The 16380-nt window shown below is 70.6% G+C and carries 18 protein-coding genes and 3 tRNA genes; 10 read left to right on the top strand and 11 right to left on the bottom strand.

The annotated features are described in order from the left end of the window. The first annotated feature begins 2 nt into the window (after positions 1 to 2). Together VLY81_RS10435 and VLY81_RS10440 are read left to right on the top strand one after the other, a co-directional pair. Positions 3 to 299 carry a type II toxin-antitoxin system Phd/YefM family antitoxin gene (locus VLY81_RS10435; RefSeq protein WP_324668107.1) on the top strand — a complete coding sequence of 99 codons (297 nt, stop codon included), beginning with the start codon at positions 3 to 5 and terminating at the stop codon, positions 297 to 299. Continuing rightward, a complete protein-coding gene (locus VLY81_RS10440) occupies positions 296 to 724 on the top strand; it encodes a PIN domain-containing protein (protein ID WP_324668108.1) in 429 nt (142 codons plus the stop codon). Before VLY81_RS10435 ends, VLY81_RS10440 begins: the two co-directional genes overlap by 4 nt. Before the next feature lie 17 nt (positions 725 to 741). Here VLY81_RS10440 and VLY81_RS10445 read toward each other — a convergent pair. Further along, positions 742 to 815 (bottom strand) — tRNA-Arg (locus tag VLY81_RS10445). A gap of 141 nt (positions 816 to 956) precedes the next feature. On the opposite strand from VLY81_RS10445, the gene VLY81_RS10450 reads away from it, so the two are divergent. After that, positions 957 to 1223: a hypothetical protein gene (locus VLY81_RS10450; RefSeq protein ID WP_324668109.1), complete on the top strand. Its 267-nt coding sequence runs from the start codon at positions 957 to 959 to the stop codon at positions 1221 to 1223. A gap of 43 nt (positions 1224 to 1266) precedes the next feature. Here VLY81_RS10450 and VLY81_RS10455 read toward each other — a convergent pair whose 3' ends face one another. Continuing rightward, positions 1267 to 1680, bottom strand: coding sequence for a hypothetical protein (locus VLY81_RS10455; protein ID WP_324668110.1), 414 nt, complete (start codon positions 1678 to 1680; stop codon positions 1267 to 1269). A gap of 327 nt (positions 1681 to 2007) precedes the next feature. Between VLY81_RS10455 and VLY81_RS10460 the strand changes: the two genes are divergently transcribed. The 5 genes from VLY81_RS10460 (at position 2008) to VLY81_RS10480 (ending at position 8094) form a co-directional block, all read left to right on the top strand. Beyond that, positions 2008 to 3081, top strand: coding sequence for a hypothetical protein (locus VLY81_RS10460; protein WP_324668111.1), 1074 nt, complete (start codon positions 2008 to 2010; stop codon positions 3079 to 3081). Between the two features lie 144 nt (positions 3082 to 3225). Then, positions 3226 to 3939 (top strand): hypothetical protein, encoded by a 714-nt coding sequence (locus VLY81_RS10465; RefSeq protein WP_324668112.1) that lies wholly within the window; start codon positions 3226 to 3228, stop codon positions 3937 to 3939. 71 nt (positions 3940 to 4010) lie between these two features. Beyond that, on the top strand, positions 4011 to 5759 hold the full coding sequence (locus tag VLY81_RS10470; protein ID WP_324668113.1) for a hypothetical protein: 1749 nt from the start codon (positions 4011 to 4013) through the stop codon (positions 5757 to 5759). A gap of 78 nt (positions 5760 to 5837) precedes the next feature. Then, positions 5838 to 7151 (top strand): secretin GspD/PilQ domain-containing protein, encoded by a 1314-nt coding sequence (locus tag VLY81_RS10475; RefSeq protein WP_324668115.1) that lies wholly within the window; start codon positions 5838 to 5840, stop codon positions 7149 to 7151. 43 nt (positions 7152 to 7194) lie between these two features. Continuing rightward, complete coding sequence (locus tag VLY81_RS10480; RefSeq protein ID WP_324668116.1) at positions 7195 to 8094, top strand: hypothetical protein; 900 nt, start codon at positions 7195 to 7197, stop codon at positions 8092 to 8094. On the opposite strand, the gene VLY81_RS10485 is transcribed toward VLY81_RS10480, so the two are convergent. The 4 genes from VLY81_RS10485 to VLY81_RS10500 form a co-directional block, all read right to left on the bottom strand. Continuing rightward, on the bottom strand, positions 8091 to 8735 hold the full coding sequence (locus VLY81_RS10485; protein WP_324670401.1) for a response regulator transcription factor: 645 nt from the start codon (positions 8733 to 8735) through the stop codon (positions 8091 to 8093). The two genes, VLY81_RS10480 and VLY81_RS10485, sit on opposite strands and share 4 nt — an antisense overlap. Then, the gene (locus VLY81_RS10490) at positions 8735 to 9622 is read right to left on the bottom strand and encodes an ATP-binding protein (protein WP_324668118.1); all 888 of its coding nucleotides are present in this window, start codon (positions 9620 to 9622) and stop codon (positions 8735 to 8737) included. Before VLY81_RS10490 ends, VLY81_RS10485 begins: the two co-directional genes overlap by 1 nt. Before the next feature lie 735 nt (positions 9623 to 10357). Then, entirely contained in the window at positions 10358 to 10771 is a 414-nt protein-coding gene (locus VLY81_RS10495; RefSeq protein ID WP_324668119.1) for a type II toxin-antitoxin system VapC family toxin, read from the bottom strand. Continuing rightward, positions 10771 to 11001 carry a ribbon-helix-helix domain-containing protein gene (locus tag VLY81_RS10500; RefSeq protein WP_324668120.1) on the bottom strand — a complete coding sequence of 77 codons (231 nt, stop codon included), beginning with the start codon at positions 10999 to 11001 and terminating at the stop codon, positions 10771 to 10773. Before VLY81_RS10500 ends, VLY81_RS10495 begins: the two co-directional genes overlap by 1 nt. A 162-nt stretch (positions 11002 to 11163) precedes the next feature. Between VLY81_RS10500 and VLY81_RS14795 the strand changes: the two genes are divergently transcribed. Next, the gene (locus VLY81_RS14795) at positions 11164 to 11382 is read left to right on the top strand and encodes an ATP-binding protein (RefSeq protein ID WP_405001370.1); all 219 of its coding nucleotides are present in this window, start codon (positions 11164 to 11166) and stop codon (positions 11380 to 11382) included. On the opposite strand, the gene VLY81_RS10505 is transcribed toward VLY81_RS14795, so the two are convergent. Both VLY81_RS10505 and VLY81_RS10510 read right to left on the bottom strand, forming a co-directional pair. Then, positions 11341 to 11416: transfer RNA gene (locus VLY81_RS10505), tRNA-Arg, on the bottom strand. The genes VLY81_RS14795 and VLY81_RS10505 overlap by 42 nt on opposite strands. 48 nt (positions 11417 to 11464) lie before the next feature. After that, positions 11465 to 11538 (bottom strand) — tRNA-Gly (locus VLY81_RS10510). Positions 11539 to 11767: 229 nt separating this feature from the next. On the opposite strand from VLY81_RS10510, the gene VLY81_RS10515 reads away from it, so the two are divergent. Further along, entirely contained in the window at positions 11768 to 12793 is a 1026-nt protein-coding gene (locus VLY81_RS10515; RefSeq protein ID WP_324668121.1) for an MBL fold metallo-hydrolase, read from the top strand. 86 nt (positions 12794 to 12879) lie between these two features. Here VLY81_RS10515 and VLY81_RS10520 read toward each other — a convergent pair whose 3' ends face one another. From VLY81_RS10520 to VLY81_RS10530, 3 genes are all read right to left on the bottom strand, one after another. Further along, on the bottom strand, positions 12880 to 14541 hold the full coding sequence (locus tag VLY81_RS10520; RefSeq protein WP_324668122.1) for a DUF4127 family protein: 1662 nt from the start codon (positions 14539 to 14541) through the stop codon (positions 12880 to 12882). Between the two features lie 4 nt (positions 14542 to 14545). Beyond that, the gene (locus VLY81_RS10525; protein ID WP_324668123.1) at positions 14546 to 15328 is read right to left on the bottom strand and encodes a carbohydrate ABC transporter permease; all 783 of its coding nucleotides are present in this window, start codon (positions 15326 to 15328) and stop codon (positions 14546 to 14548) included. Positions 15329 to 15466: 138 nt separating this feature from the next. Then, the gene (locus tag VLY81_RS10530; RefSeq protein ID WP_324668124.1) at positions 15467 to 16375 is read right to left on the bottom strand and encodes a carbohydrate ABC transporter permease; all 909 of its coding nucleotides are present in this window, start codon (positions 16373 to 16375) and stop codon (positions 15467 to 15469) included. Positions 16376 to 16380: the final 5 nt, after the last annotated feature.

The following is a 16380-nucleotide window of genomic DNA, read 5'->3' on the forward strand; positions in this document are numbered from 1 at the left end:
CCATGAAGGTCGTCTACGTCTCCGCGCTGAAGGCCCGGCTAAGCGAGTTCCTGCGGCTGGTGAAGAGGGGCGAGACGGTCCTCGTCACGGAGCGGGGTCGGCCGGTGGCGATGCTCACCCCGGTGACCGAGCACCAGCCGCTCGGCGAGGATCCTCGCCTGCGAGCCCTGCTCGAGTCGGGCCTCGTCCGTCCCCCCCAGGCGCCTCTTCCTGAAGATTTCCTGGACCGACCCCGGCCGGCTGACCCTGAAGGACGACTGCTCGCCGCCCTGCTGGAGGAGCGGTCGGAAGGGCGATGAGGTTCTGGGATAGTTCGGGGCTGGTGCTGCTGCTCGCCGACCAGCCGGGCTCACAACAAGCCAGGCAACTCTACCGAGAAGACCCTGCCATGGTCGTCTGGTGGGGAACCGCCGTCGAGTGTTGGTCCGCGTTGACACGCCTGCGACGGGACGCGGTGCTCTCTCCGGAAGCAGAAGGCGAAGCGGGAAGGCTCCTGGCCGCGCTCCTGCAAGGTGCTTTCGAGGTGCAGCCTTCGGAGGAGCTGCGACGTCTGGCCATCCGCCTGCTTCGGGTGCATGCTCTCCGGGCCGCTGACGCTCTCCAGTTAGCAGCGGCGATGACGTGGGCCGGTGACCCTCCTTCGCCTGGGAGGGAGATGGTGGTGTTCGACCGGCGGCTACGGGAGGCAGCCCACCTCGAGGGGTTTGCGGTAGTGCCCGGTTGAACGGACTGGTGCGCCACTGGTGCGCCCGGCAGGATTCGAACCCGCGACCTCGGGCGTCGAAGGCCCCCGCTCTCCCCTGAGCTACGGGCGCACCGATAGGCGGACGGGATCGCCGAGAGCGGGCCCGAGCAGTGCGTCCGGAGGATGGAGCGCGATGCCTTCGCCAGCGAGTTCGCGTGGTTGCAGGTGGCCGAGGGCCTTCGCCTGGGGCCTCGTCCCGACGGGCATCGGGGTGGTGGCCTCCCTCGCCGTGGCATGGTGGGGGTACGGCGACCTCTACTACGTGGGCCAGCTGCTCCCCGCCTTGATGGCCGTCTACCTCCTGAGCGCCTGGCTGGTCTACCTGCGGCGCTCGACGCACCTGCTGGCCCGAAACCGCCCCCTGGGCGGGACGGGTCCGGTCCTCGTCCTGCTGTGGTCGGCCCTCCAGCTGGCCCTGCTGTCGACAGCCCTTTACTACCTGCTGGGAGTCGGCGCCGGCTTCCGATTCGAGTCATGAGGCCGGCCAGGACGCCCGGTGTCGTCGGGGCCAGCTGACGGGCTCACGGCACCGGACGGCCGCCGGCGCCCTGCAGTTGCTGGAGGGTGTCGACGGCGGTGCGCAGGCGGTCCGCGAGGTCTTCGAGGGGCGTGCGGCTCGGCACCGGTGGTTCGGCCTGGCGTGGTCGGGAGGCCCGCAACAGCTCGAGGGCGATCTCGGCCAGCTCGGAGACCACGCCGTCGAGCTCGCAGGGATCGACGGCGACCGCGGCCCCGCAGCGACCCGGCAGGTAGTAGCCGCCGCCGGGCCCTCGCCGCACCGCCACCTGGCCCCGCGCCACCAGCACCCGGGCCTGAGTGCGGACGTAGCTGCTGCATACGCCCAGCGCCCCTGAGAGCTCCCGGGAGCAGACGGGCTGGCGGTACGTGGCCTGCCGGGCCCGCAGGTACTCCACGATGAGCCGCTGGAGGCTCACCCGTCTACCTCCCCCCTTCGAGGCTAGTCCCCACGGCTCCGGGCCACAATGGTACGCAAGGTCACCGCGCCCTGCCGGCGCGACCCGATCCGCGGATCATCGATCCGAGCCCCACGGCGCCCCGAGAGCCCGCGGACGGCACCGCATCGGGGCTCCAGTCACCTAAGGCGCACACGTGTGCGTTGATCCCATCCCTCGCGGGGCCATCGTCCGGGTCGATCTCCCTTTCGTACAATTGTGGCTTCTCCCCCCGCCCCGGTAGAGTGCAGGCGAACCGCGAGGCCGCGAGGCGACGGCCGGAGGAGGCCGGAGGACGGGGGTTGGTCCATGAAGCGGGCCGTGCTCGCTGCTGCATTGGTCTGTGCCCTGCTCGCCGCCAGGGAGACGCGGCCGGCCCGGGCCGATGCCCCGGACCCGTCGCCCCTCTCCGTCCTCTATGAGCTGCATCGTGCCAGCGGCCCGGCCTACCAGGAGACGGACGGCACCTGGGTCGTCGTCCCCGAGTCGCGCATCGAGTGGGAAGTCGCCTGGCACGTCACCAACCGCAGCGACAAGGCCCTGTCGGGGATTCGCCTGCGCAACCACTACAGCAGCGAGCTCGACGTCGTGCCTGGCACCTTCAACGGCACCCATGGCCACGTCTCGTTCGGGCCCGTGGGTGGACCCCACAGCGCCACCGCTGTGGAGTGGCTGGTGGGAGACCTGGCGCCGGGAGCGACGGCGGTGCTGACCTTTCACGTCGCCACGGGCCGCAACCCGGCGGGCAAGCAGATGTACGGCGACGAAGGCGAGTACTGCCTCGACTCCGCCCTGACCGTCTGGTGGGGTTCGGGCCGCCAGGGACGCGAGCACGACGGCAGCATGAGCTTCTCGTGCGTGCGGGTGATCAGCCGGCGCCCCCCGTGGATCCGGGTCGAGGTCTCCAACACCCGCAAGGACTGGCGGCTGCGCCGCCCCGGTGAGTACGCCTCGATGGCCTTCGAGCTGGGCGTGGCCAGCAACGGCTCCGTGGCGGTGCTCTTCGAGGGGTTCGACGACCTGCACCGCCCGTCGTCCGGGGCCTGCGCACCCGGGCCGACGCTGCCCGCGTGGTATGCGCGGGGGAGCACCCTGGAGCAGGCGGAGGCGGCGGGCTGGGTCCAGGCCGACGAGTTCAACCGCCGCTGGGTCTGGCTCGAGGCGTCTCCCACACTCCGCAAGGGCCGCACCCTGACGTTCTGGCAGCGCCTGGCGGTCTCCGAGGGCACGCCCTCGTGCGAGTACGAGGACCGCGCGACGGTGGTCTTCATCCTCTCCCGCTTCGGCGGCATGGGCGTGGCGGCCGACACGACGGGCTCGGATGCCTTGATGCCGCGGCCGGACGACCTGGTCCTGCCGCCAGCGGCGCAGGAGGGGCTGTGAGAGGGGGTGGTCGATGCCAGTCGCGAGCGCCCGGACAGGGACGGGCCGTGAGGCCTGCACCGTGGCCTACCGTGGCCGGTGGCCTGCGGTAACGGTGGGATAGAAGACGACGGGACACATTTCTCGAAAGGGGATCATGCGAGCATGAAGCGACTGGGATGGCTCCTCGTGTTGGCGGCGCTGCTGCTCTCCGGTGGGATGGCTCTGGCGGCTTCCAACGGCTACCCGCTCCCGCCGGGCGCCAGCGAGACCAAGGTGTGGGAGCTGCAGGGCAGCACCTGGGTGGGGCTGACGTTCGGCGACCCCAACGGGCCGGCGCGTAGCTGGAACTCCGGGCCTTACAACCAGGGCATCACGAACCAGGCCGTCACCGGGTTCCAGTTCACCAACCACGCCTCCGTGGCCCAGTGGGTGGAGTACACCATGAGTGGCACCCGCAAGGACTGGCGCATCCGCCGGCCCGGCATCTACGCCTCGGACTCCATGACCGGCACCATCAAGAGCAACAACGACGTGGTCATCTCCTTCAGCGGCTTCGGCCCGCTGGCATACGAGGCTCCGGGGCAGGGCGTCGACGAGTACATCGAGACCGAGTACGGGTACAGCACCGTGGAGGACCCCAATCTCGTCGTCTGGGTGCCCGCCGAGGACCTCAATGAGACCAGCATCCTGCTCGAGGACAGCGAGGCCCTCCACTACGGCCAGCAATGGAAGCTGTGGAGCAAGATCAACGTCGGCCCCTCCAACTCCTCATCGGAGTACGAGAACGTCGGCACCGTCACCGTCACGCTGACCAACATCAAGCTCTGGATCGATCCGGCGACGGGCTTCTACGCCGACCTGGTCGGGCCCCGCTGAGGCTCATCGACGGTGGCCTGGAAGGGGAGGGCGCTCGCTCTCCCCTTCTCCAGGACGGCAAGGGTCCGGACGTGTCGATGGGATCGGCCGCGCAGCCGGCCCGCGACCGGAGGGGATGGGAGACCATGAAGGGCCGCATCGGGTGGGGCCGACTCGCCGTGGCGGCGCTTTTGGGGATGGCCTTCGTCCACGCCGCCGCGCTCCCCGGCTCGGCTGCCTTCTCCTTCAGCCTGACGCCGCTGCTGGTGGAGGTGGAGGGCCGACCCGGCACCTCCCATTCGTTCGACATCTCCCTCGGGTACGAGAGCGACGGCCCGCCGGCCGACTTCGTGGTCAGCGTCGTGCCGATCCGCCAGGATGCGTCGGGCGCCTACCGCCCCGACCCCGACGGCAGGGCCAGTGCCCCTTCGGCCGCGGAGTGGATCGAGGTGCAGCCTACGCAGTTCACCATCACGCCGGGCCGATCCCAGGCCATCCAGGGCCGGCTCACCTTTCCCCGCTCGTTCAGCGGCGGGGCCTATGCGGCGGTCATCATCGAGCTGGTGCCCGAGCCGCCCACCGACGGCGAGCCGGGCCCTCGGCAGGAGTTCCGCCATCAGTTCGCCGTCATCGTCGAGGCCGTCTCCCGGGGGGCCGTGGTGCGGCCCCAGGTGCGCATCGACGGCTTCCGGGTGGCCACGACGGAGCAGCGAGGCTTCGAGCAGTACCGGGCGCGCTACGGCCCCCAGGCGGTCGTCTTCCTGACGGACGTGGTCAACGAGGGCAACGTCCACGCGCTGGTCTCCGGGACGCTCAGCCTCTGGGACGAGAGCGGGCGCAAGATCCGGGAGTTTCCGCTGGGAGCCGGACGGGGGGCCGTCTTGCCGGGCGCCGCCGTGGCCGTGGGCTCGCTGCTGCCAGGGGGACTGCCGCCCGGCCGGTACACCGCGCAGGCGGTGATAAACTACGGCGGCTTGCGGCCGGCCATCACCCGGCAGTCCTTCGTCCTGGGCGGGGATCTCCTGGACAGCCCCCAGGGAGGCCGGGCGGTGCGCATCGACGTGCAGCCCGAGGTGGCGATCTTCGAGCTGGTGCCGGGGGCGAGCCGCTTCGCGGCCATCCGGGTACGCAACCTGGATCGAGTGCCGGTCACCCTCAGCGGGACCATCCTGCCGCTGGTCTACGACGAAGCGGGCAACCCCAACACGGAAGCCCTGCCGTCGCCCGTCTCCAACGATGGGTGGCTGACGCTCCGCCCCGAGCGCATCACGGTCGCGCCGGGCCAGGTGCGCAACCTGCAGGTGGCCGTCCGGACGCCGTCGGACGTGCAGCCCGGCGCCCGCTACGGCCAGGTCCTGCTCCGGGCACTGCCCGAGACCGACGGCAACGAGCCGATGCTGGAGACGGACGTCGCCGTGCCCGTGCACACCATCGTGGGCAAGGACCTGCGGATCGAGGGCGTGCTCTCGCCCGTCGAGCTGCTCCCCTCCCCCGACGGCCTCCAGATGACGGTGGGCGTCCGCTTCACCAACACGGGCCAGATCCACGTCCTGCCCGCCGGCGAGGTGGTGCTGGAGCGCCAACAGACGCCCGTGGCGGCGGACGGCGCCGAGTACGTCGGCGAGCCGGTCTGGATCCAGATGGCCCGGCTCCCCATGCCGGCCACCGAGACGCCGGTGCTGCCGGGGGGCACCCGCCTGATGGGGACGATGATGGCCATCCCCACGGAGCCGGGGCAGTACCGGGCGAGCGTGCTGGTGCGCGTGACGGGGGGAGCGCCCCTGAGCGTGCAGCGGACCTTCCGGGTCGCCGACGGCGTGCTGCAGCCGGACGACCCGTAACGGGGTCCTCCAAAATGGAGTCTGCATCGCGAGAAGAGGGGGCGCCAGCCCCCTGACATCGAGAGCGGGGATATGGCCGTGAAGCATGGAGCGACGGGCGTCGGGTCGACGGGGCGGCGGCTCGGGTGGGTGGCCGCCGGCGTGGCGCTGGCCGCCTGGTGCCTCCTCGCAGCGGCCCCGGCGGCCTCGGCAGGCGGCCTCCAACGGGAGACGGGCCCGCCGGAGATGGCGTCCACGACCGGCGGGGCGTCTGCGGCCAGCCAGCCTCTCATCTCCAACGTCTTCGTCGAGACCTTCATCACCCAGGCGCTGCAGGACATCGGGATGCAGGCCGGCGTCAACATCCTGGTGGAGCCCGGGGTGCAGGGATTCGTCACGCTGGAGCTGCAGGACGTCCCCCTGGAGCGGGCGCTGCGGATGGTGCTGGCGGGCGGCGGGTACGGCTTCGTGCGGCTGGACGACCGGACCTACCTGGTGGGGCGCGGCGATCGGGAGAGCCCCAACTTCCACGTCCTCACCCAGACCCGGCCGGTGCGATTCAGTTACGTCAAGGCCGAGCAGGCCCGGCGCCTGATGCCCGAGTACTACGCGCCCTACGTGCGCTTCGACGCCGAGACCAACACGGCCCTGGTGACGGCGCCGCCGGAGCTGCTGGCCCGCATCGTGGCCGACCTGCAGATGGTGGACCGGCAGGCACCCCAGGTGGTCATCGAGGCCATCGTGACCGAGGTGTCGGAGGATGCGCGCCGGCAACTGGGGCTCGACTGGGAGTGGACCTCCCGCTCGACGCCTCCCGACGTGGTCGCCTACGACCCCATGGAGGGCGTGCTGAGCGCCGTGGTGGGGACGCCCTTCGGCAAGCTCATGGCCGACCTCAAGCTCCTCGTGGATCAGGGCAAGGCCTCCATCCGGGCCAATCCGCGCATCACCGTCGTCAACGGCGCCAGCGCCTCCATCTTCGTCGGCCAGGACCGCTACATCAAGATCGAGACCGAGTCCGGCTCGACCACCTTCACCCGCCTGGAGGCCATCAAGGCGGGCGTGAGCCTCAACATCACCCCCTGGATCGCCGAGTCCGGCGAGGTGACGCTGACGGTCAAGCCCACCGTCACCGACGTCACCGAGCAGATGAGCGACGGGCTGCCGGTGGTGAGCCGCCGCGAGGTGTCGACCACCGTGCGGGTGCCGAACGGCCAGACCCTGGCGCTGGGAGGTCTGGTGCAGGAGAGCCGCGAGGACGTCACGGCCTCCGTCCCGGTGCTGGGGGACCTCCCGGTGCTGCGGCACCTGTTTTGGTCGAGTCGCTCCCAGCAGAGCCGCTCGGAGGTGATCGTGCTGATCACGCCCCACGTGTTGCCTCCTGCGACACAGGCGGCACCGGCCAGGCCGTGAAGCCAAGGGCCGGTGTCGCACCCGACCCGGAAGGAGCGTACCGATGCGCGTCGACCTTCGCGTGCGATCCCTTGGGATGCGGGCCGTCGCCGCCGCGTTGCTCCCCTCGCTGCTGGGGGTGGCGGGCGCCGCATGGGTCATGGAGACGGCCACCGACCGTTGGGCCCTCGCCGCGGAGCCGGCGAAGGCCGCCGACGCCCTGGACGCCTTGCTCGTCTTTCCCGACGTCACGGGGATGACGGGCCTGCCCGATGGGGCCTGGCTCAACCCCGCGGCCGCCACCGGCCTCGAGCGGGCCGTCGTCTCCGTGTCGATGGTGACCGGCGGGTCGTCCCCTGCCGGCGCCGACCCCGTCTACGCCGTCGCCGTGCTCGAACCGGGCGGGCCGCTGGCCGGCGGCTTCACGGGCAGCTACGGGCGCTCGCCGGTAGCCGCCGAGTGGGAGGTGGCCTACGCCGTGGCCGGGCGTGTCGCGCCGCTGTCGGTCGGCGGGCGGGTGCGCCTGCAGCGCGCCGTGCTCGGGCCGGGCGACTACCGGGACCGCTGGAGCGCGGACGCCGGGCTGGTGTGGGAGCTCACCCGAGGCCTGGCACTGGGCGCCGCGGCCGACCACGTGGCGCTGGCGGCGCCGCGCCGCAGGCGAGCGCCCGAGCTGGCACGCGGGCCTGGGGCTGAGGCTGCCGGGGGCCCGGGCTCGGCGGGGGTGCTCGGCGTCCATCGTCCGGCCGCTGAGGCGAGCGGCCTGGTGGCGTACGCGGGAGCGCTGCTGCGGCTGGGCCGGTATCTGAGCCTGGCCGGGACCTACGTGCGCCCCGCAGCCGGCGACGCGGACGCGACGGGGCGCTGGTCGGCCGGGGCTCGCCTCGAGGCGGGCCGCCTCGCCGTCGAGGCCGCCTGGCGGTCCGATGGGCGTCACCGTCTGGGGGCGAGCGTCGGCTTCTAGTCGGGCCGGCCCGCTGCCCCCTCTTGCGACATCCCCAGGCGCACGGCCAGCAAGGCGGCCTGGGTGCGGTCCTGGACGTTGAGCTTCTGCAAGATGTGGGAGATGTGCGCTTTGACGGTGCGCACCGTAGAGTGCAGGCGAGAGGCGATCTCCTTGTTGCTCAGGCCTTGTGACAGCAGGGCCAGGACCTCACGCTCCCGAGGTGTGAGGGTGGGCGAGGGCCTCGCGTCGCTCGCCCACAGCAGCCGGCGCAGGAGCCCGGGCGCCACGGACGGCGCCAGGTAGGTCAGACCCTGGCTCAACGCCATGACGGCCTCCTGGATGTGGCGGGCCACGTGCTCCTTGCGCAGGTACCCCCATGCTCCGCTGCGCAGCGCCTCGAGGGCGTAGGGATCCTCCGGGAGGACGCTCACCACCAGCACCTTGAGGGCGGGGTGCCGCTCCACCAGGGCCCGGGTCAGCTGCAGGCCGTCTGCGTCGCCCATCTGTACATCCACCAGTGCCAGCTCGGGGCGGGAGTCCTCGGCCTGCTGCAAGGCGTCGTGGGACCCCGCCGCCTCGGTTACGACGTCGACGCCGTCCACGGCTTCCACCAGGCTGCGCAAGGCGTAGCGGGCCAGCGGATCGTCGTCCACGATCATCACGCGGGTTCGCCGGACCCCGAGCTCGTTGGCGTCGCCCATGCTCCCCGCCCCTCTCCGGCCACGTCCACCGTCGGTGGCGGTCCGTCCGCCGCTGCCGTCTGCTCGGAGGGGGCGGGCAACAGCACCGTCGCCCTCACGCCTCCGTCGTCGGACTCCAGCATGAGGCGCCCCCCGTGCGCCTCGATGCCGGTGCGGGCGATGATGAGCCCCAAGCCGTGGCCCGCCTCGCTGCCGCGCGATGGCCCCTCCAGCAGCGCCTCGGGGCGGAGCAGCCGGGTGCAGGTGGAGTTGTAGATGGTGATGACGGTCTCGCCGCCCCGGGAGGTGACCGCGAAGTCCAACCGGGCGTCACGCCCCCGGCAGGGCTGCGCCGCGTGATAGGCATTGAAGGCGAGGTTGGTCAGCGACGACTCCAGCAGCACCTCGTCGCCCCAGATGACGGGAGCGGCGTCGTAGCGCTCCGTCACCATCCGGTCACAGCGCCCCAGGGTGGCGACGGTTCGCACCAGGCGCGCCACCCGCCGCACCACCTCAGCGACGGCCACGGGGCGTCGCCGCAGAGGGGGACGGGCACCGAAGTGAAGGACCTCCTCCAGCAACGCGCTGGCGCGCGCCAGGGCGGCTTCCAGCACCTGCATGGCGCCGGGGTCCGCCGACCTCCCTTGCGAGGCGGCCGCCGCGGACCTTTCCAGCGCCACCCGGGCCACGCTCAGCATCGCGTTGACGTCATGCGCCAGGAAGAGTGCGCGCCTGCCCAGTTCCAGCAGGTGCTCCGGTGGCACGTCCCATCGAGGGGAGCCATGCCCCAGGGCCGACCCAGGACGACCGCTCGCAGACCCGTCGCCGGCGGCGCGATCGAGAGCGAAGCTGTGCGCCACGCCCACGGCACCCTCCTCCCATCCCCTTGTTCACCGGGGGGGAAGGAGGATGACTGGCTCTCCGATGGGCGAGCCGCGGCTTCCGCCACGGGGACGGTAGATCCCTGGGATGGGTAAGCCGTAGCGACGGCACCTGCGGGAGTGCTGCCACTCGTGCCCGCACCGGCCACCTGCACCGGTCGAGGCTGCTGCGACACGACGCTGCCGTCCGGCCCTGGCCATCCGGCTCTGGCCAGGAGGCGAGGCCGCCCACGAGCGGCCCGTCGTGCCCGGGCCACCCCACGGGCCCGAGCCTCCCAACCCCCATCACGAAAACCGCGCCTGGATCGAAGCCCAGGCAGTGCCCCCCGGCACATCGCGACACTTACCTTCGACAGCCGCGCGCGGACTCCTGGCCCATCCTCCTCCGCCGGCCGATTGTACGCGGTCAGTCGACAGTTGCAAACCGTACCTGCCGCTTCACCATGAAAGGACTCGACCGGGCCTCGTCGCCCGGATTACGGGTGCTCTCGGCATGGTGGGCGTGGCGCGCCAGCCCCTCAACCCTCGTGACATAGGGAAGACATGCCGAAGGTGCAAGAGCCGGGCCGAAAGGTGGTGTCGCCCCGAGCCACCCCACGCTGAACCAGGCTTCCAGACGGCTCTCGTGGGCGCTACCCCCAGCGCAATGGCCGAGGAACCACCGGCCAAGCTGCTCGCCAACCAGGCCTTCCCAACCCGGACAAGACGAACGTCCCGTGGCTACCCCAGGGAAACCTCCGGATGGCACCGGAAACCCTGGGCAGCGAAATGGGCGTCAAGGGCGAGGGCGTCCGCAATCCCCTCTTGTCGCATGGCGACGAAGCTCACACAGTCCACCAGGCTCGGCCCCCGACGGCCGGAGCCTAGCAAGGCCTCGACGCCGGCACGGTGCATCCCCTCGTCCACCCACAGGACGGTGAGGACCGGCTGGACATCGGTGTACAGCGTGCGCACGGCTTCCATCCCAAGCCGCCGCTGGGCAAGGGCGTACAGCTCCACCATGACATAGCTGGTCGTCACCAGTTGGGCGTCCGTGGTCAAGAGGTGCTCCCACGTCTGGCGGGTGGCAGCATGCCAGCGGTCGGAAGCGTCAAGGACAGCCAGCAACCCCGACGTGTCGACGAAGATGCGCATCAGGTAAGGTCCTCCAGCAGGTAACGGTCGTGAGCTTCCGCCAGGTCACCCAGGCCGGAGCGAAACCGGCCCGCCGCCGCACGAGCCCGCTCGCGCCGAAGCCGCTCCTGCTCTGCCTGCGGGCCTCGCAAGACCGCATCGACCGCTTGCCGGACCAACTCCGAGACTGAAACGCCCCGACGCGCGGCAAGCCGCTTTAGGGCGGCAAGCTGCTCTTCGGTCAGTTGCACCTGAATGCGAACCACCTGCGAACCAGCTCCATCATGATGGCATGTGTGCCATCATGATTCTACACCCGCGCGTCGGGTCCATCAACGGCAGTCCGCACCCCGTCTGCCGTCGACTAGCACACCGCGGTCTTCGACGGGCGTCTCCGGGAGCCAGCACACGCGGTGCTGGATCGGCTGCTGCACCACGCCCACGTCATCACCCTCAAGGGCGAAAGCTACTGGATGCGCAGCCGGCTGGCGCCGCCCAAGGCCAACAGCAGCCCGCCGGACGGCCCGGCGGCCCCCGCGCTACGGGCGGGGGGCAGGGGGAGGGAGGGACCCCCGCGCCCTGGTCACGACTGGTGCGCCCGGCAGGATTCGAACCCGCGACCTTGGGCTTAGAAGGCCCCCGCTCTGTCCACTGAGCTACGGGCGCACCGCCTGAGGCGTGGTGTGAGGCGGTCGGACGGCGACGCAGACGAGATGGAGCGGGCGAGGGGAATCGAACCCCCGTACCTGGCTTGGAAGGCCAGTGCTCTACCATTGAGCTACGCCCGCCCGCCAGCCGTCCGGCCGAAACCGATCATAAGGGCGCCGCGGAGGCCCTGTCAATCAGAGGGCCGCTGTGGCGCCCCTGCTGCTGCCGTCGACGCCGGCCCTCCGCCGGGCCAGCGTCGCCCCTCCTGCCCCGCGCCGTGCCTCTCCCCCTTCCTTTCCGGGGAGGGGAGCCTGCTGCCGGGGCGAATCTGCGTGGCGTGCCTTCGACACGCGCACGGGGGGATCGCCGTTGCTCGCTTCGCCCGCCAGCTCTGGAGCCGAGAGCTCGCCACCCGTCGAGGTGGCCCCCGGGGCCTGGCGCCTCGCCATCCCCATCCCGGTGCCGCTCCGCTACGTCAACGCCTACCTGTTGCGGGGGCACGAGGGGTGGACGGTGGTCGACACCGGCTTCCACACCCCCGATGCCGAGGCGGCCTGGCAGCGGGCCCTGTCGGCCCTCGGCGTCGGCCCGTCGGATCTGGTCCAGATCGTCGTCACCCACTACCATCCGGACCACTTCGGGTGCGCCGGATGGCTGCAGGGCCTGTCGGGCGCCCCGGTCGTCATGCTGGCGCATGAGCGTCCGCAGGTGACGGCCTTCTGGCACGACGGCCAGCCGACCGGCGACGGCCTGGCGGTGTTCTTCGCCCGCCACGGCATGCCCGCCGAGTTGACCGCCGACCTGCCGGCGCTGCACCGAGACGCCATGGCGATGGTGCGGCCGCTGCCACAGGTGCGCTGGGTCGAGCCGGGCGACGTCATCGCCGCCGGGGCCCGCCGCTTCCAGGTGATCTGGGCGCCGGGCCACGCCGACGGCCTCATGGTGCTCTGGGAGCCCGACGAGCGCCTGCTGCTGGCCGACGACCTGGTGCTCGCCACCATCAGCCCCAACATCAGCCTCTTCCCGCTGGGCGACGCCAACCCGCTGGCACGCTTCCTCGCCTCCCTGCGGCGGATCCGCGACCTGCCGGCCCGCCTGGTGCTGCCCGGCCACCGGGAGCCCATCGTCGACCTCGAGGGCCGGGCACGGGAGCTCGCCACCCACCACGCCCAGCGCCTGGATGCGGCGCTCGGCATCGTGCGCCGGGCCATCGAGGAGAGCGGCCGGGCGCCCACGGCCTGGGAGGTCAACCTCCAGCTCTTCGGGCCGCAGCCCGACCTCTTCCGGACACGGTTTGCCATGGGGGAGACCCTGGCGCACCTCGAGTACCTGGTCGACCTGGGGCGCCTCGTCCGGGTCGAGGCCGACGAGGTGGTGCGCTACGCCCTCCGGTAGGGCGGGGCCCGGGCGCGTCGTGGCGCCCGGCGAGCCCGAGCAGCCCGAGGGATCGCCCCGGGCCCCTGTGCCCCTCTGCGCCCCGCTCACTCGACCTCGACGCTCAGCTGCACCTCGAAGATCCTGTCCCACGGGAAGTCGACCCCGGTGATCCGGACCCCGACGTCTCGCCCGCCGCTCGCCTCCCGCACCGCCAGCTCCGGCTGCCACCTCGCCCGCCAGGCATGCCACACCGCCTCGAGACGCGCCCGTGCCTGGGTTGCCAGCGCCTCTCGGTGCGGCCCGAGCGCGTACGGCGACACGCCCGCCTCCGCCACGGGCCCCCGTGCCATCTCCTGGCGCACCACGGCCTGATAGGCCCAGTCCTCGATCAGCCTCAGCGCCAGGTACCGCAGGTGCGCCCGCTCGGCCTCCTCCGCCGCCGCTCCCTCCAGGCGCCGGCGAGCCACCCACCGCATCGTCGCATGCGCCAGCGTCGAGCCGAGGGTGTTGCCGGCCGTGTTCCACCCGGCGTAGGCCGCCAGGTCAGGCGGCCAGACGTAAGCCGGCAGCATCTCCACCAGCGCCCGGTCGGCCCCGTTGGCGTAGGCCACGTCGGCCAGCGCCACCATCCGGCTCGGGTCGGAGTGGAGCGCGTCGGTCAGCGCCTCGAGGAATTCCGGCAGGGTTCGCCCGCTGCCCGCCCCTGCCCCGCCGGCTGAGTCCTGGTGGGCCGCCTCCTGCTGCGGCCCCTCGGGGCTGTTGACGAAGAGGGCCATGTCGGCCCGCCCGAAGTCCTGCTCCCAGATGCCGCCCAGCGCCGTCAGGTGCGCCTTGATGGTCTCCAGCAGCGGCCGGTCCTCGTAGCGGGGCACGACGCGAGGCCCCTCGGTCGACGAGAAGCGCAGCCCCACCCGGGGCCGTAGGCCCGCTGCCCGCAGCACCTGGCGGGCCAGCAGCACCAGCCCCACCTCGTCGGCGCCCGGGTAGATGAGCACCCTGCGGTAGGCGCCCGTCTCCGCTACCAGCGCCGCCAGCCGCCGTTGCTCCTGCATGTGGATGCCGAGCGGGAAGCTGTCGTCCTGGGTCAGTGCCAGGAAGTCCACCACCCCGTCGGCGACCAGCCGCACCAGCTCCTGGTTGACCCGGTGGTTGCGCTGGCGCCGCCACCGCCACTCCTCCCGGACCTCCTGAGGGATCTCGGCCTCCAGGGCCGCCCGCCGCGCCTCGAGTCCCTCAAACGGCACCCCGGCCAGCTCGGTCTCGAAGGCTGGAGACGAGACCGTGCGGGCTCCGCCCCGCACCCGCTCCCAGGCCGCCTCGCCCCGCTCCAGGGCGTCGAGCACCACCGAGTAGAGGAAGAGCCGCCGCCCGTAGACGGCCCAGTAGGGTGGCTCCTCGTCGTCGCTGTCGTAGGCCGGCGTGCGCATGATGACGCCCTGCACGAAGATGGGCAGGCCCGGACGGCGCCGCCGCACCTCCTCCAGCACACGCAGGCGCGCCAGCGCCTGCTCCGTCGGCGTCGACACCACCCGCGACGGGATGAGCCCGCCCAAGGCCAGCGTCTCGGCGGCCACCACCAGCCCGTCGGCCGTCTCGGCCGCCTCCTTCAGCCACTCGGCCAGCGCGTCGACGTCGGCGGGCTGCTTCTTGTGGCCCATGAGCGAGGCGGGCGGCACCCGCACCTCGACGCCCCCGACGGCTCCGAGCATCCCCGGGTACGCGTGGTTGCAGGGCCGCTCGTCGAGGGGCAACAGGACGATGACCACGCTCTCACCCCTTCAAGCCCGTCGCCACGATCCCGCGCACGAAGTGCCGCTGATTGAGGATGAAGACCAGTAGCACCGGAAGCGTAACGACGAGGGTGGCTGCCATGAGCGGACCCCACTCGACCCGGAACTGTGACTGGAAGATTTGAAGCCCGAGTTGTACGGTCCGCATGCGGTCGGAGTTGGTGACCACCAAGGGCCAGAGGAAGTCGTCCCAGACCGAGGTGAAGACGAAGATGGCGAGCGTTCCCATGACCGGTCGACTCAAAGGCAGATAGATCCGGAGGTAGATGTCGAACTCTCCCGCACCGTCCACTCGCGCTGCATCCCCCAGCTCACGGGGAATGCCACTGAAGAACTGCCGCGTCAGGAAGACCCCGAAGATCGTGATGACGTGAGGCACGAGAAGGCCGCCATAGGTGTCGATGAGCCCGGTGCCCCCTTGACCGAGGATGTCGTTGCCGCCCACCAGTGGAAACATCTTGACCAGGATGAAGAGAGGGATGAGGGTGACGTAGACGGGGATCATCATGGTTCCCAGGATAGCGAAAAAGAGGACGGATTTCCCGGGGAAATCAAGCCGCGCGAAGGCGTAGCCTGCTAGCGAGCAAAAGAAGAGGTTGAGGAGGGTGGCCGTTGTGGAGACCACCCCGCTGTTGAAGAAGTACCGGTCGAACTGGGTGTATCGGAAGGCGTTGACGAAGTGCTCCAGCGTTGGCTTCGTCGGAACCCAAACTGGCGGGTACGCGAAGAGCTCCTCGTTGGGCTTGAAAGCACTCAAGAGCATCCAGACGAATGGGCCCGCCATCACCACGGCGATGGCAACGAGCACTGCATACGTGGCGACGTCTACGGCGATCCGGCGCAGGCGAGCCCTGCGCTTGCGCATATCGGCTGCTTGTATAGGGACGCTCCTCACGGCGAGCTACTCCATCCTGGACTGAAAGTATCGTACATTGATCAAGGAGAGACCGAAGATGACAAGAAAGAGGGTGAAAGCCATCGAGGCGGCCTCTCCCATCTCGTAGTACTGGAAGGCCCGCTGATAGATCAGGTACGCCACAGTTGTGGTGCTGTCGAGAGGGCCCCCGGCCGTCATCGCATACACCTCACCGAAGGTCTGGAAAGTGCTGATCAAGCCCATCACGATGACGTAGTACGTGACGGGCTTGAGGGCCGGCCACGTGATATGCGTGAACTTCTGCAAAGCGGAAGCCCCGTCCATCTCAGCCGCCTCGTAATACTCCTGGGGAATCCCCTTGAGCCCCGCCAGGTAGATGACCATGTTCCAACCCACTCCCCGCCATACCCGCATGAGGACCAGCGAGTGCAGGGCAAGGGCAGGGTTTCCGAGCCACTGGACCGGACCGAGGCCAAGCCGGTCCAGCAGCAGATTGAGCAAGCCGGAACGGGGCTCGTAGAGCCACAGCCACATCATGCTGACGGCAATGATGGATGTGACGACGGGCATGTAGAAGAGGGTGCGAAACAGCACCACGCCATGGGTCGCTTTGTTGACGAGCAGCGCGAGCCCTACGGATATCGCGATGTTGAGGGGCAGCACCTCGAGGGCATACTGGGCTGTGTTGCGCATCGCTCGCCAAAACAACGGGTCGTCCGTTAGCAGGCGGGCGTAGTTGGCCAGGCCCACCCACACCGGCCGCGAGAGGATCGTGTACCGTGTGAAGCTGAGGTATAGCGATGACGCGATCGGCAGGAAGTGCACCACCGCAACGTAGAGCACGACGGGCAGAACGAAGAGGTAGCCCATCCCAGCGGTGTACCGCTTAGTCCGATTCTTCCAGTAAGAGCGGATCCCCGTCGTCGATTGCACGCCGT

It is taken from the genome of Limnochorda sp. LNt, from assembly GCF_035593265.1.
Classification (GTDB): Bacteria; Bacillota; Limnochordia; order Limnochordales; family Geochordaceae; genus Geochorda; species Geochorda subterranea.